At 36.5% G+C, this 14,007-nt stretch carries 9 protein-coding genes; all 9 read left to right on the plus strand.

Annotation, left to right across the window (positions count from 1 at the left end; translation table 11 throughout):
- Positions 1 to 71 precede the first annotated feature (71 nt).
- The 9 genes from AADV52_RS01845 (at position 72) to AADV52_RS01885 (ending at position 13,827) form a co-directional block, all read left to right on the plus strand.
- Entirely contained in the window at positions 72 to 1,841 is a 1,770-nt protein-coding gene (locus AADV52_RS01845; RefSeq protein WP_014918600.1) for an oligopeptide ABC transporter substrate-binding protein, read from the plus strand.
- 113 nt (positions 1,842 to 1,954) lie between these two features.
- A complete protein-coding gene (rnc, locus tag AADV52_RS01850; protein ID WP_003627561.1) occupies positions 1,955 to 2,641 on the plus strand; it encodes a ribonuclease III in 687 nt (228 codons plus the stop codon).
- Positions 2,642 to 2,656: 15 nt separating this feature from the next.
- Entirely contained in the window at positions 2,657 to 6,226 is a 3,570-nt protein-coding gene (gene smc / locus AADV52_RS01855) for a chromosome segregation protein SMC (RefSeq protein ID WP_014918601.1), read from the plus strand.
- Positions 6,227 to 7,519, plus strand: coding sequence for a signal recognition particle-docking protein FtsY (ftsY, locus tag AADV52_RS01860; RefSeq protein WP_014918602.1), 1,293 nt, complete (start codon positions 6,227 to 6,229; stop codon positions 7,517 to 7,519).
- A 42-nt stretch (positions 7,520 to 7,561) separates the two neighbouring features.
- Positions 7,562 to 8,983 carry a C69 family dipeptidase gene (locus tag AADV52_RS01865; RefSeq protein WP_014918603.1) on the plus strand — a complete coding sequence of 474 codons (1,422 nt, stop codon included), beginning with the start codon at positions 7,562 to 7,564 and terminating at the stop codon, positions 8,981 to 8,983.
- A 149-nt stretch (positions 8,984 to 9,132) separates the two neighbouring features.
- The gene (locus AADV52_RS01870; protein ID WP_014918604.1) at positions 9,133 to 9,474 is read left to right on the plus strand and encodes a MarR family winged helix-turn-helix transcriptional regulator; all 342 of its coding nucleotides are present in this window, start codon (positions 9,133 to 9,135) and stop codon (positions 9,472 to 9,474) included.
- A 201-nt stretch (positions 9,475 to 9,675) separates the two neighbouring features.
- On the plus strand, positions 9,676 to 10,935 hold the full coding sequence (locus tag AADV52_RS01875) for an ISL3 family transposase (RefSeq protein ID WP_014918605.1): 1,260 nt from the start codon (positions 9,676 to 9,678) through the stop codon (positions 10,933 to 10,935).
- Between the two features lie 237 nt (positions 10,936 to 11,172).
- Positions 11,173 to 12,402: an IS110-like element ISLhe4 family transposase gene (locus tag AADV52_RS01880; RefSeq protein WP_013854585.1), complete on the plus strand. Its 1,230-nt coding sequence runs from the start codon at positions 11,173 to 11,175 to the stop codon at positions 12,400 to 12,402.
- A gap of 246 nt (positions 12,403 to 12,648) precedes the next feature.
- Positions 12,649 to 13,827, plus strand: a complete 1,179-nt coding sequence (locus AADV52_RS01885) for an IS256-like element IS1201 family transposase (protein ID WP_126096176.1) — start codon at positions 12,649 to 12,651, stop codon at positions 13,825 to 13,827.
- The last annotated feature ends 180 nt before the right edge of the window (positions 13,828 to 14,007 follow it).

Raw genomic sequence — 14,007 nt, forward strand, 5'->3', positions numbered from 1 at the left:
ATTGTAACTTTTTTGTAATAGTGATAATATGAACTAGTCAACTTGTTCCATGTATTGGAGGAATTTTACTAATGAAAAAGTCAAAACTTTTTGCTGGTATTACACTTTTATCAGGTGTCGCACTTACATTAGCTGCTTGTGGTAAGTCAGGTTCTAATGCAAACGAAGCTTCAACTGCTGCTAAATTTAGTTCAGCAGTTCCAACTAAGGCTGCCAAGAATGGTGGTACTGTTAAAGTTGCTGTTGAAACTGATACCCCATTTACTGGTATCTTCAACGATGAACTCTCAACTTCTGCAACTGATACTGAAGTAATGCAATATGGTGCTGAATCACTTTTCGGTACTGATGATCACTACGTATATAACGATAAAGGGGCAGCTACTATTAAAATTGACCAAAAGGCCAAAACTGCAACGATTAACATTAAGAAAGGCGTTAAGTGGTCAGACGGTAAGCAAGTAAATGCTAAGGATTACGAATATGCTTACGAGATTATTGCTAACAAAGAATCTAAGTCACAACGTTATACTGCTGCTTTAGCTGACTTGGTTGGTTTACAAGAATATCATGATGGCAAGTCGAATACCATTTCTGGTATTGAAATGCCAGATGGTGAAAATGGCCGTAAGGTTGTTCTTCACTTTAAGACTATGAAGCCTGGTATGAACACCAGCGGTAATGGTTATATCTGGGAAGCTGCTGCTCCATACCACTACTTAAAGGATGTTAAATTCAAGGACTTGATGTCAAGCGATAAGATCCGTAAGAGACCTTTGTTCTTTGGTCCATACAAGCTTGAAAAAGTTGTTCGTGGTCAATCTGTTACTTGGGTACCTAACAAGTATTACTACAAGGGTAAGCCAAAGCTATCAAAGATCACTGCTTCTGTAATTAATCCTAATTCAGTTGCTCAAAGTATTAAGTCCAATAAGTTTGATGTTATCCAAGTTGTCAACTCACAATGGCAAAATGTTAAGAATACTAAGGGCGTTAACTTTATCGCTACTGTTCCACTTTCATACTCATACCTTGGCTTTAAAGTAGGTAAGTGGGATGCTAAGAAGGGCGAAAATGTTATGAATCCTAATTCCAAGATGAATAACAAGGCTCTTCGCCAAGCTATTGGTTACGGTATGAACGTTGATCAAGTAGCTAAACGTTATACTTATGGCTTAAGCTTTAGAGTTCCGACTTTAATTCCAAAGCAATTTGGTGACTACTTCGATAAAGATGTCAAGGGCTACTCTTATAATATTAAGAAGGGTAACGAAATTTTGGACAAAGCTGGCTTCAAGAAGAAGGGCACTTATCGTGTACAACCTAATGGTAAGCCTTTAACTATTCGTCTTGCTGCTATGACTGGTAGTTCTAACCAAGAACCAATCGTTCAAAACTACATCCAACAATGGAAGAAGGAAGGTTTGAACGTTAAGTTGACTGGTGGTCGTTTGATCGAATTCAACTCATTCTATGACAAGGTTCAAAACGATGATCCATCAGTTGATATGTTCATGGGTGCTTGGTCGCTTTCAAGTGAACCATCACCAAATGACCTTTACAGTCAAAAGGCTCCAATGAACTATTCACGTTTCGTAACCAAGAAGAATAATCAACTTCTTGAAGAAATGGACTCACAAAAGGCCTTCAACCATCAATACAGAGTGGACAAATTCCATGAATGGCAAAAATACATGGATGACGAAGCTTACGTTATTCCAGTTTCAAATAGCTACACTATTACTGCAGTTAACAAGAAGCTTTCAGGTTACTCACTTAAGCCATCAGCTTCTATGGGCAATGGCTTCCCTAACTGGTACAATGTAGCTTATGCCAAGTAAGATAAAATATAAGTTTTCTAAAAGACTACTTCAATTTTGGAAGTAGTCTTTTTTGTCATTCAAAATTTAGGTATAAAACTGGTATAATTTAAAGGTATAAAAGGGGCAATTTTATGGTAAGTACAAAATTTTTAAAGAAATTAAAAGACGAATATAGTATTGAATTTAATAATGAAAAGCTATTAGAAGAAGCATTTACACATTCTTCATATTCGAATGAACATCCTAATGATGGGATTCGTGATTATGAAAAATTGGAATTCTTAGGTGATGCTGTTCTTGAATTAGCTGTTTCTGATTATTTGTACCGTCATTATCCTAAATTGAATGAAGGAGAATTAACCCGATTAAGATCTAACATTGTTAGAACTGAAGGGTTCTCTGAATTTGCGATTGAATGTGGTTTTCAAAATGAAATTCACTTAGGAAATGGTGAAGAAAAAGCTGGTGCACGTAAGCGTAAAACTTTATTGGAAGATGTTTTTGAAGCATTTAATGGTGCATTATTCCTAGATCAAGGGATGCCAGCGGTCCAACATTTCTTACATTTAACCGTTTATCCATTAATTGATAAGGGTGAATTTGATGACTCACGTGATTATAAGACTGATTTGCAGGAATTGTTGCAACAAAACGGACCTGTCAATATTGAATATTCAGTCATTAGCGAATCACAATTGCCACCACACTTTGTGGTTGAGCTAAAGATCAATGATCAAGTTCAAACACAAGGTGAAGGTCATAATAAGAAAGCTGCAGAACAACAAGCCGCTAAAGCAGCTTTACAAAAATTAGAGTAAGGGGATTTTTAAAAGGTGCCATTAACAGAATTAGTGCTTGATGGTTTTAAATCATTTGCTGACAGAACAACCATTCATTTTAATGATGGAATAACTGGTATTGTTGGTCCTAATGGTAGTGGTAAGAGTAATATTACTGAAGCTATTCGTTGGGTAATGGGTGAGGCCAGTGCTAAGTCTCTTCGTGGAATGAGCATGAAGGACGTCATTTTTGCTGGAAGTCAGTATCGTAAACCACTAAATAAAGCTGAAGTTACCTTAATTTTTGACAATCAAAAACGTGAATTAGCATTTGATGCGGATGAAGTTTCAATTACTAGAAAGATTTTGCGTTCTGGTGATAGTGAGTTTTTGATTAATGGACAGCAAGTGCGAATGCGGGATGTACGAACTCTTTTTCTTGATTCGGGTATATCACAAAATAGTTTGGCGATTATCTCACAGGGACGAGTTGATCAAATTCTAAATTCTCGTCCAGAACAACGCCGTGTGATCTTTGAAGAAGCTTCAGGCGTACTTCACTTTAAACAACAAAAAGAAGCTGCACAGGGCCAGCTTAAAAAGACGCAGGATAACTTGATTCGAATTAATGACTTAGTAAAGGAACTTGAGGGCCGGTTAGAGCCACTTCATGAACAAAGTTCATTAGCTAAAGAATACAAGTTTCAAAAGGCTGGTTTGGATAAAGAATTAAAAAGCTTATTAGCATTTGAAATTGAAGATATCAATAAGCAAAAAGAGGATGTACAAAAATCAGCTGATAAAAATAAAATCTTATTATCAAAATTAGACGCTGAAGTAAAGGAATCTCAAGATGCCGTTTCTAAGAAGCGTGCAGAATATCAAGAAATTCGTGATGAACGAGAAAAAGTTCAAAATGAATTGTTGAAGCTAGGGCAGCAATTGTCTGATCTGAATGCCAATTTGCAAATGGCAGAACAATCACGTCAGTTTGATGATGCTACTAAGATTGAATATCAAAATCAAGTTGAAACCTTGAAGAAGAGTTTAGTTGAACTAAATGCTCATCTAGATAATTTGCAAAAAGATCAAGCTAGTCTAAAAAAACAACAAGCGGTCTTACAAAAAAAACGAGATAAGCTGATCGGAGAATTAAGCGAAAATCCAGAAGAATTAAATAAAAAACTAGAAGATTGTCGTAACGACTATATTCAATTATTGCAAGACCAAGCTGCAGTTAATAATCAAGTTATTAATTTAAATACTGAATTAAAACGCAGCAAGGCTGACACCACTTATCAAAGCAATGATGTGGCTAAGCAGTTGACTGAAGCCAAAGCAGAATTGGAAAAGCTGCGAACTGAGGGCAAGAATTTAACTGCTAAGCGTAAGGATAAAAATACTGCTTTTGCTGAGACTAATGATCAAAGCAAGGAATTGAATGAACAAATCAGACGTCTGCAAGAAACAGTTAATGATGAACGTAATAAATTGGAAAAAATTGAAGCACGTCATGAAGCTTTAATTAACATTCAAAAACGTCACGAGGGTTATTACTACGGTGTTCGTAATGTCTTAAATCACTTAAGTGATTTTCCTGGCGTAATTGGTGCTGTAGGGGAATTGCTTACTTTTCCAGCTGAACTGGAAGCAGCGATGACTACAGCGCTTGGTGGTGGCGTTCAAGATTTGATTACAGATAGCCGCAACAGTGCTAAGAATGCAATTAATCAATTGAAGCGCAGCAGAGCTGGTCGTGCCACTTTTTTGCCATTAGACGGCTTACGTCAATATACAATTCCCCAATCGACAGTAACGACCTTGAAGTCCTTCAATGGATTTAAGGGAATTGCCAGTGATTTGGTAGAAAGCAAGACAGATCATAATATTACTGCAGCAATTAATTATTTGTTAGGCAGCGTTGTGATTGTAGATTCGATCGAAAATGCGATGGCAATTTCTCAACGGATCGGCCGTTATCGCATAGTTACTTTAGACGGGGATGTAGTCTCACCAGGTGGTTCTATGACTGGTGGACAAAAGAACCTGCGTAATAACTCTCCTTTGCAAACGGCAACCGAAATCAATCAACTAGAACAACAAATTAAAAGTTTGATCAGCTCCTTTAAGGAAGACCAGGCACAATTAAAAGCTTTAGTCGATCAAAGCGTTGAAGTAGACAAAAAATTGCAAGAATTGCATGATTCTTTGCAAGAAATTAATCAAACGATTAATGAAGTAGCTATTTCTTTTCAAAATCAGGAAAAAGAAGTTAAGCGGCTACAAGATGCCAATACTTTATACGAATCACGTGTAAAGGAGCGTAATGATCATATAGTTGAATTGCAAAAACAGATTGCAGATGCAAATGATAAACAGACTCTTTTATCTAAGCAGGGCGAAGAGAAGAAGAGTCGGATGAATGAATTGCAGTCCCGGATTAAGAACTTTAATAATTTAAGTCAACGTGTACAAAGTGAATTATCTAAGTTAGATCCACAAATTGCAGTTTTTGCTAATAAGTTAGAAAACTTAGCCGTTCAAGAAAAAGATAAGCGAAATCAAATTGATAATAATCAAAAACAAGCTGCTGATTTAAAGGAAAAGTTGGCCAGTCTTAATCAAAACGGAGAGCTTTCTGTTAAAAAGAATGCCGATTTAAAGAATCAAAAGACCAAAATTAAGCAAAAGCATGAAGAATTGCAAAACAGATTGAATGAACTTAGTTCACAATTAGGACAATTTGATGCACAAATTAATCAATTGGACCAGGTAGCTAGTCGAAATTATGATTTGCGTAAAGATGCGGCCATTGAACAGGAAGATTATTCTGTTAAAATTGCAAAGTTTAATAGTTTAATTGACCAACGTTTAGAAACTCTTCGAGATGATTATGCTTTGACCTTTGAGGCAGCTATTGCTCAAGCTGAAGGTAAAAATGATCAAGAAACTCGAGATAAATTGGCCAAAAGTGTTAAGTTGCATCGGATGTCAATTGAAGATATTGGTCCAGTTAATTTGGATTCTATTCAAGAATATGAAGACGTTAAAAAGCGATATGATTTCTTGAATGGTCAACAAAATGACTTGCTTAAAGCTCGCGATGATCTCGAAAAATCTATGAATGAATTAGATGAAGAAGTTAAGAGTCGCTTTAAGGCAACCTTTGAAGCTGTAGCTGAAAGCTTCAAAAATATTTTCCCACTTGTTTTTGGTGGAGGAAAAGCCAAATTAGAATTAACCGAACCAAATAATTTGTTAGAAACAGGAATTGAAATTATTGCCCAACCACCTGGTAAGAAATTGCAACGCTTAAGTTTACTTTCCGGTGGTGAGCGTGCATTAACCGCGATAACTTTATTATTTGCAATGTTGCAGGTAAATCCAGTACCATTCTGTTTGCTTGATGAGGTTGAAGCCGCACTTGATGATGCAAACGTAACTCGATTTGCTCAATTTTTACTTAAGTATGATTTGAAGACGCAGTTTATTGTAATTACTCACAGACGAGGAACAATGAAACAAGCAGATCAATTATACGGTGTAGTAATGCAAGAATCTGGTGTATCTCAAGTATTATCAGTATCATTAAAAGAAATGAAAAATAAAAATGGGGTGAAATAATTGGGATTATTTGATCGAATTAAGAAGTCGCTTTTTGGTAAAAAAGATGACGAAGAAGAGAAAAAAGAAGAACAAGAAAAGCAAGATGAAGTAGAGCAAGAACAAGAAGATAGTGAGGCAACTAATCAGGAAGAACAACCTGAAGAAAATGCTGAATCTGGTGAGCAAGAGGAAGAAACAGAACCTATTAAAGAGGATGACGAGTCTGAAGCTTCAGAAGAAGTAGCAGAGGATGAGGAAGAGCCAGAATCTGAAGAAACTACTGAAATTGAAGAAAAACAGGATGCAGAACCAGAACCTCAAGAATCTGAAACTACTGAAGAGGAAGAAACTGAAGAAGTAGAAGAAGATGAGGATTTTTCGCAAGAAGAACTTTATGAAAGGGGACTAGAAAAAACCAATAAAGGTTTTGGTGCCCGCCTCAATGCTTTCTTTGCTAAATTTAGAACTGTTGATGAAGATTTCTTCGATGACTTGGAAGATTTATTAATTGAATCTGATGTAGGTTATGAAACCGCAGAGCAACTAACCGATGAATTACGTGAAGAGGCAAAATTGCAAAATGCTAAATCTCGTGATGATCTGAAAAAGGTTATCGTTGAAAAACTGGTGGACCTATATGACAAAGATGGCAACAGCGAAGATGAAAAGCTGATTTATCATCCCGAAGATAAACCAAATGTTTATCTGTTTGTTGGCGTTAATGGCGCTGGTAAAACAACTACCATTGGTAAACTTGCTAAGCGCTTCAAGGATGAGGGTAAGTCAGTTATTATGGCTGCAGCCGATACCTTTAGAGCCGGTGCCGTTGAACAACTAGTTGAATGGGGCAAACGTGTTGACGTTCCTGTAGTAACTGGTAAAGAGAAAGCTGATCCTGCTTCTGTTGTGTATGATGCAACTGAACGTGCGATTAAGGAAAACGCTGATTATCTGTTAGTTGATACTGCTGGTCGTTTGCAAAACAAGAAGAACCTGATGGCTGAGCTGGAAAAGATTCAAAGAATAATTAAGAAACTTTTGCCGGATCAACCAACTGAAACATTATTGGTTCTTGATGGTTCAACTGGGCAAAATGCTTTGCTTCAAGCTAAGGATTTTGATAAGACAACTAAATTGACAGGTCTTGTTTTAACTAAATTAGATGGTTCATCTAAAGGTGGGGTAGTTTTGGCTATCCGTAATGAAATGAACTTACCAGTTAAGCTAGTAGGATTAGGCGAAAAAGCAGAAGATTTAGCAGACTTTGATGCCGCAAATTATGCAATTGGTCTTTTCCATGGCTTAGTCTAGTGATAAAGTAAAATTATAATATATAGTTATAAGGAGAATTTTATGAAAGAATATAGTGCATGTACTACCATTCTAGTAGGTAAAAATGCTTCAATTGATGGTACTACAATGATTGCGCGTAATGATGATACATTCCGTCCAATTACCCCACAAAAATTTATTATTGAACCAGCTCGTCATGGTGAAAAGAAACACATTAAATCATGGCTTAATGAATTCGAAATGGATTTGCCAGAAGATGCACAACGTGTTCCTGCAGTACCAAATGTAGATTACAAGCATCGTGGTTACTACGATGAAAGTGGTATTAATGAAGAAAACGTTGCTATGTCATGTACTGAATCAACATATGGCAATGAACGTACTTTAGCATTCGATCCACTTGTTAAGGATGGTTTGGATGAAGACTGTATGCAAACTTCAGTTTTGCCATACATTCACTCAGCTAGAGATGGTGTTAGATACTTGGGTAAATTAATTGCTAAGTATGGTTCACCAGCTGGTAACTCAGTTCTTTTCAGTGATAAAGATGAAATTTGGTACATGGAAATTGTTACTGGTCACCACTGGGTTGCTGAACGAATTCCTGATGATTGCTATGCTGCAACTGGTAACCGTGTAGCTATTGAACAAGTTGATTTTGACAATCCTGACTACTTTATGTGGAGTGAAGGAATTCAAGAATTTGTAGAAGACCATCACTTGAACCCTGATCACGAAGGTTGGAATTTCCGCCACATCTTCGGTACTTATACTGAACAAGATCGTCACTATAATACTAACCGTCAATGGTACATTCAAAAGTTGTTTAATCCAGAAATTGAACAAGATCCACAAGATGGTGATATTCCATTTATCCGTAAAGCTGCTAAGAAGATCACTAAGGAAGACATCCAATTTGCATTGGGTTCACACTACCAAGACACTCCATATGATCCATTTGGCAAGGGTACTGAAGAAGAAAAGCACCGTTATCGTCCGATTGGTTTAAACCGTACTCAAAATGCTCATATCTTGCAAATTAGAAGTGATGTGCCAGCTGATCGTGCTGCTATTATGTGGTTATGTATTGGTGGTCCAACCTTTACCCCATTTGTACCATTCTTTACTAATATGAACGATACTGATCCTTCATACAACAATACTTCAATGGATTACAATATGAATGATGCATGGTGGTACTACAAGTCATTTGCTGCACTTGTTGAAAGTCATTACCCACAATTTGTTCAACTTGATACAACTTACTTGATTGAACTTAACCGTTACTTCAGAGGTCGTGTTGAAGAAATTATTAAGGGTGCTGATGGCAAGTCAGGTGAAGAATTGACTGATTACTTGACTAAGGAAAACCAAAAGACAGTTGCTCATACTCGTAAGGAAACTGAAAAGCTTTGGGGTCAAATGATGATTGATTCCATTAACATGTCTAAGTTAACTTTCAATATGGACGAAAATCTTTAATTTGAAATTCAAAAAACAGTTCAACTTTGTTGAGCTGTTTTTTCTTAGACTAGTATAATTAAGTTATTGAATTGAAAGGACCTGAGACGATGACAGAAAGTACGATTGGCTCATTTTTTACTAGACTTAGTAACGAAGTAGAAAAATAAATGGACTCTGATTTAAAGAGTTTTAACATTACTGCTAATGAACTAGAAATTTTGATTGAGTTGGAACACCATAAACATGGTAAGACATATGAAAAGTTGGCTAGAGAACTTCATGTAACAAAAGACAAAGTAGAAGAATTAGTAAAGAATCTAGTTGCTAAAGATTTAGTTACCGATGATAATGGTACCGTGATTTCTACTGAAAGTGGCAAAGAACTCTGCAAAAAGGTGGAAAAACATCGTGTAGAAACCGATCAAACTATTACTCAAATGCTTAGCAAAGATGAGACTATGGGTTTGGTTAATGTTTTAAAGAAAATGCTAGAAAAAGAAGAAAATTAAGCAAAAAAAGATCAACTGTTGTATTTCACCATACAAACAGTTGATTTTTTTTATTTTTATGGCTCTATAATTTTTCCTGTTGATTGCTTATCAATATGATAAGCTGTTAACAGGTTTTTTATTGCAATAAAAAAGGAGGACATAGTCCTCTGTAATAAAAAATCTATTCCACTAAACATTTTATAAGTAAAGGTGTGTACTATGTCCTCTTTAAATAATTGTATTAAATTTGCGCTTGATATTAAAGATAAAAATATTGTTTTTAAAGATTATTTCTATAAATCGATCAAACTGCAAAAGCATAAAATCTATGAAGCCGAATTAATTCAACCCGCTTGCCCTTGCTGTGGCTCCTTGGCTCTCCTGCATAATGGTCATTTGATTACTAATATTCACTATTTGACAGCTAATGCAAGTTTACCGGTAATTATCAGACTAGCTAAACAGCGAGTTAAATGTCGCGATTGCAATCGCTGGTCAATGGCTCAATCAGAATTAGTAAACAAATACTGCTCTATTTCTAATGCATCCAAACTGAAGGTATTATCTGCTTTGACTGAAGACAGTTCCATGACCAGCATTGCTAGAGAAAACAATGTCTCTGTCAATACCGTCCAAAGAGTTCTAGGCAGCTGTTCGCATCATTTTCTTGACAGCTATGAATACTTGCCAGCTCATTTAGCTTTTGATGAGTTCAAGGGCGTTGATCGTCAGCTGCACTTTATCTGTTTAAATGGTGACAATCATCAAGTCGTTCAGATTCTTAGAACACGCTATAAGAAGACCCTGCTTAAATATTTTGGTCGTTTCTCACCCCAAGCTAGAGCCAACGTTAAAACGGTAACGATGGATCTTAATTTTTACTATCAAGATATCGTCAGAGCTTGTTTTCCTAACGCTCAGATTGTCATCGATCGTTTTCATATGATTCAAATGCTTACGCGTTCTTTCAACTCACTGAGAGTCCAAGTCATGAAGACCTTTGACAAGAAATCCAGAGAGTATCAGCTGCTCAAATCTCCCTGGAAACTATATTTAAAAAAGTATGATGAACTCGAAAAGATTCATCCTCGCTACAACTGGCATTACAAAGACTGCTTAACTCAAGCACAAGTAGTTACAGAAGGCATTAACACCAGCACTGCTTTAGAGAATTCATATAACCTGATGCAAAGCTTTATTCAAGCCGTTGAAACTGGCAATACGCATGAGCTCAAATCGTTAATCAACTGCCAAGATCAAATTGGAACTTTAATGCACAAAACACTATTAACCTTTAAGCATAATCTAACAGCTGTGCTTAACGGAGCAGCTCTGCCTTATTCTAACGGCTGTCTTGAAGGCTTCAATCGCAAAATCAAACAAATCGAACGAACAGCTTTTGGCTATTCCAATTTTACCAATCTCTTAACCAGAATTCGTTTAGAGGAAAACTTGTTTAAAGAAAACATACTAACCTAGTGTTGGATTATGAATCGACGGATTCATGATCTGGCACTTTTTATTTTGTCTAAAATAGAAAGTGAAGATAAAGCAAATAAAGTCTTGGTTCTTTTGGACGTGTAACGTCGCAAAGAAAACGGACTGCTTTACCGCCTATTTATAAGTCTCTTCGAAGTCTGTGGGCACTTGATGCCGAGTTCAGAAAATGAGAATTAATAGGTTGATAAAACTGTTTGTCTTCACTTGGAGGTTAGAATGATGAAACAAAATATTATCTTTGGCATTGATGTTAGCAGTAAATCGTCTACAGTTTGTGTAGTAATTGATCGAATTAAGCAAGGTGAAACCTTTAAGATTACTAATGATTCCTTTGGCTATCAAGATCTATTGGATCGTTTAAATCAATACTTGATCACGCCTTTAGTAGTTTTTGAAGCTACGGGAGTTTATTCATTGAGTTTACAGGCTTTTTTAGAAGATTATCATATCAAGTATTTAAAGCTTAATCCCTTAAAGGCTAAGAAGCTGATGGACAATAATCTAAGGCATAATAAAACCGATAAAGTTGATGCTTATCGGTTAGCTTTAATTCAATTCAATGCGCCACAAAAATTGCGTGCTCCTCAACCTAAGGAATATCATGAACTGCAAAATGCGAGTCGTTATTACGAAGAGCTTACTCAAGCCCTGATAATCAATAAAAATCAGCTCCATCGTAATTTGCAGTCTACTTTTCCTCAGATAGAGAGTATCCTTTCAACTTCATCTGGCAGAGTTTATTGGACGATTGTCAGCTTATTCCCGCATGCCCAATATGTTTTAAATCACAATGAAAACCAGGTCTTTCAAAGTTTGTTGGCCATTTCAGGAATTGGCAGACAAAGAGCTCATTATTTAACAACTAGGCTCTATGCCTTAGCCAGACAAGCTTATCCATATGACAATGAAAGCAGTATTACTATTCGAGCAATTCAGCGTAATATTGCCAATTTGCTTTCTCTAAGTGCCGAAAGAGATAATGTGATCAATTATATGGAAAAGCTTGCTATGCAAGCAAATGCACGGTCTTTGAATATCTATGAGAGTATTCCTGGCATTGCCAAAACTACTGCTGTTAGGTTGGTAGCCGAATTAGGTGATTTAAGACGGTTTGATACTTCAGCCCAAATTGATGCCTTTGTTGGCATTGATCCAGGCCGCTATCAATCAGGTGAAAAGGACAGTCATTTAGGAATAACCAAACATGGCAATCACTTAGCTAGAAAGATTCTTTATCGAACAATTACTCAAATGGAAACTGTCAAAGCTACTCAGCCTTGTCATATCACTGATTATTATGATAAGAAAAAACGATCTTCAAATAGCCGGGGCTATAAGAAAATCGCCATTGCATCAGTTCATAAACTGATACGTACAATGTTTGCTCTTATCAAACATGATCAATTATATGATTACAACGTAGCCACACATAACCAAAGACTTTAGTTGAAATCAAATGATCAACTTCAGTATAACAACCTATGAAAAAACTACAAGTACTCATAGGCTTATTTGTGTTACATATAATTATTAATAAATTTAGTTTTCTAACTTAATTAGCTGAGACTGTAAAATAGTTTGTGTAAGGATGAATGATTCCTTAAATTAATTTCTTAAAATATTAGAAAAAGGAGTTCCTTTCTCGTATGATTGGTTTGAACAAAAAACACATACAGAAAGAAGAACTCCTTCATGAATGATTTTACCAAAAATATGGCTCAAGCTCTATTCAATCAAGACAAAATTAATGATTTATTGCGTAAAGAATTACAACAAGCAGTTAATGACTTGTTAGAAGCTGAATTAACTGCCTTTTTAGGTTATAATCCTTATGCAAGAGACGGCTGGAATACCGGCAATTCACGCAATGGTGCTTACTTTCGCAAGGTGGATACGCAGTTTGGCAAAATTGAAATCCAGGTGCCACGAGACCGCAACGGCCTGTTTCATCAGCACACGCTGCCTGACTACAAGCAGCACTCCGATGTCTTGGAAAACATGATCATCAAGCTTTACTCTAAAGGTGTAACTACCAGAGAGATAGCTGATTTGATTGAAAAAATGTATGGCAGCCATTACAGCCCCGCTCAAGTATCCAATATTTCTAAGCAGATGATCCCCAAGGTAGAGGCCTATCACAAGCGTAAGCTTAGCGATAAGTTCTTCTGCGTTTATCTAGACGCTACCTACGTTCCTCTGCGCCGAGAAACTTTTGAACGTGAAGCTGTCTATATTGCCATTGGCATCAAACCTAATGGCCAAAAGGAAGTTATCGACTACTGCATTGCGCCCAATGAAAACATTGAAGTCTGGACGGAGCTGCTCCAAAGCATGAAGTCTCGCGGCTTAGAGCAAGTAGAGCTTTTTCTTTCAGATGGCGTTGTGGGCATGAAGACAGCACTGGCAAAGACCTATCCTCAAGCTCATTTCCAGCGTTGCTTGGTTCATGTCATGCGTAATATCTGCGCTAAAGTACGCGTGGAGGATCGCGAGGCAATTATGAACGAATTCAAGCAGATTCACCAGCAAGCCAATAAAGCAGCTGCTGTTGATGTATTGCATGCCTTCTATGCCAAATGGGACAAGAGTTATAATCATGTCATAAGAAACCTGAAAGACATCGAGCCGGACCTGCTGGTCTTCTATAATTATCCTAAGCAGATCAGAGCTTCAATTTACTCTACCAACATGATTGAATCTTTTAACAGCGTCATTAAGCGCAAGGCTAAGCCTAAAGCAGAGTTTCCGACTGAACAGTCGCTTGATACTTTTATTGGCATTCAAGCAATGAGTTACAATGACCGCTACTTCAACCGAATTCACAAAGGCTTTGGTCAGGTTCAGGACACCTTAGAATCTTACTTTGATTAAATAAAGAATAAAAAATCAATCTATGAGAAAGATCTATTTACACAAAAGATTTGACAGTTTCAATTAGCTTCATTCGTACCAATAATTCTAATAAAATAATCTATTAAATTATTGATATTACTTGACTTAAGGTAGAAAAAGAACCAAACTGCCTTTTAATGACTGCCTGATTCTATTCAT

The organism is Lactobacillus helveticus (assembly GCF_046109915.1).
In the GTDB taxonomy this organism is placed as follows: domain Bacteria; phylum Bacillota; class Bacilli; order Lactobacillales; family Lactobacillaceae; genus Lactobacillus; species Lactobacillus helveticus.

Bases quoted from the DNA above. Each gene is read 5' to 3' on its own strand.
- AADV52_RS01845 (WP_014918600.1), top strand. From the start codon at position 72: ATGAAAAAGTCAAAACTTTTTGCTGGTATTACACTTTTATCAGGTGTC.
- rnc (WP_003627561.1), top strand. From the start codon at position 1,955: ATGGTAAGTACAAAATTTTTAAAGAAATTAAAAGACGAATATAGTATT.
- AADV52_RS01865 (WP_014918603.1), top strand. From the start codon at position 7,562: ATGAAAGAATATAGTGCATGTACTACCATTCTAGTAGGTAAAAATGCT.
- AADV52_RS01870 (WP_014918604.1), top strand. From the start codon at position 9,133: ATGGACTCTGATTTAAAGAGTTTTAACATTACTGCTAATGAACTAGAA.
- AADV52_RS01875 (WP_014918605.1), top strand. From the start codon at position 9,676: ATGTCCTCTTTAAATAATTGTATTAAATTTGCGCTTGATATTAAAGAT.
- AADV52_RS01880 (WP_013854585.1), top strand. From the start codon at position 11,173: ATGATGAAACAAAATATTATCTTTGGCATTGATGTTAGCAGTAAATCG.
- AADV52_RS01885 (WP_126096176.1), top strand. From the start codon at position 12,649: ATGAATGATTTTACCAAAAATATGGCTCAAGCTCTATTCAATCAAGAC.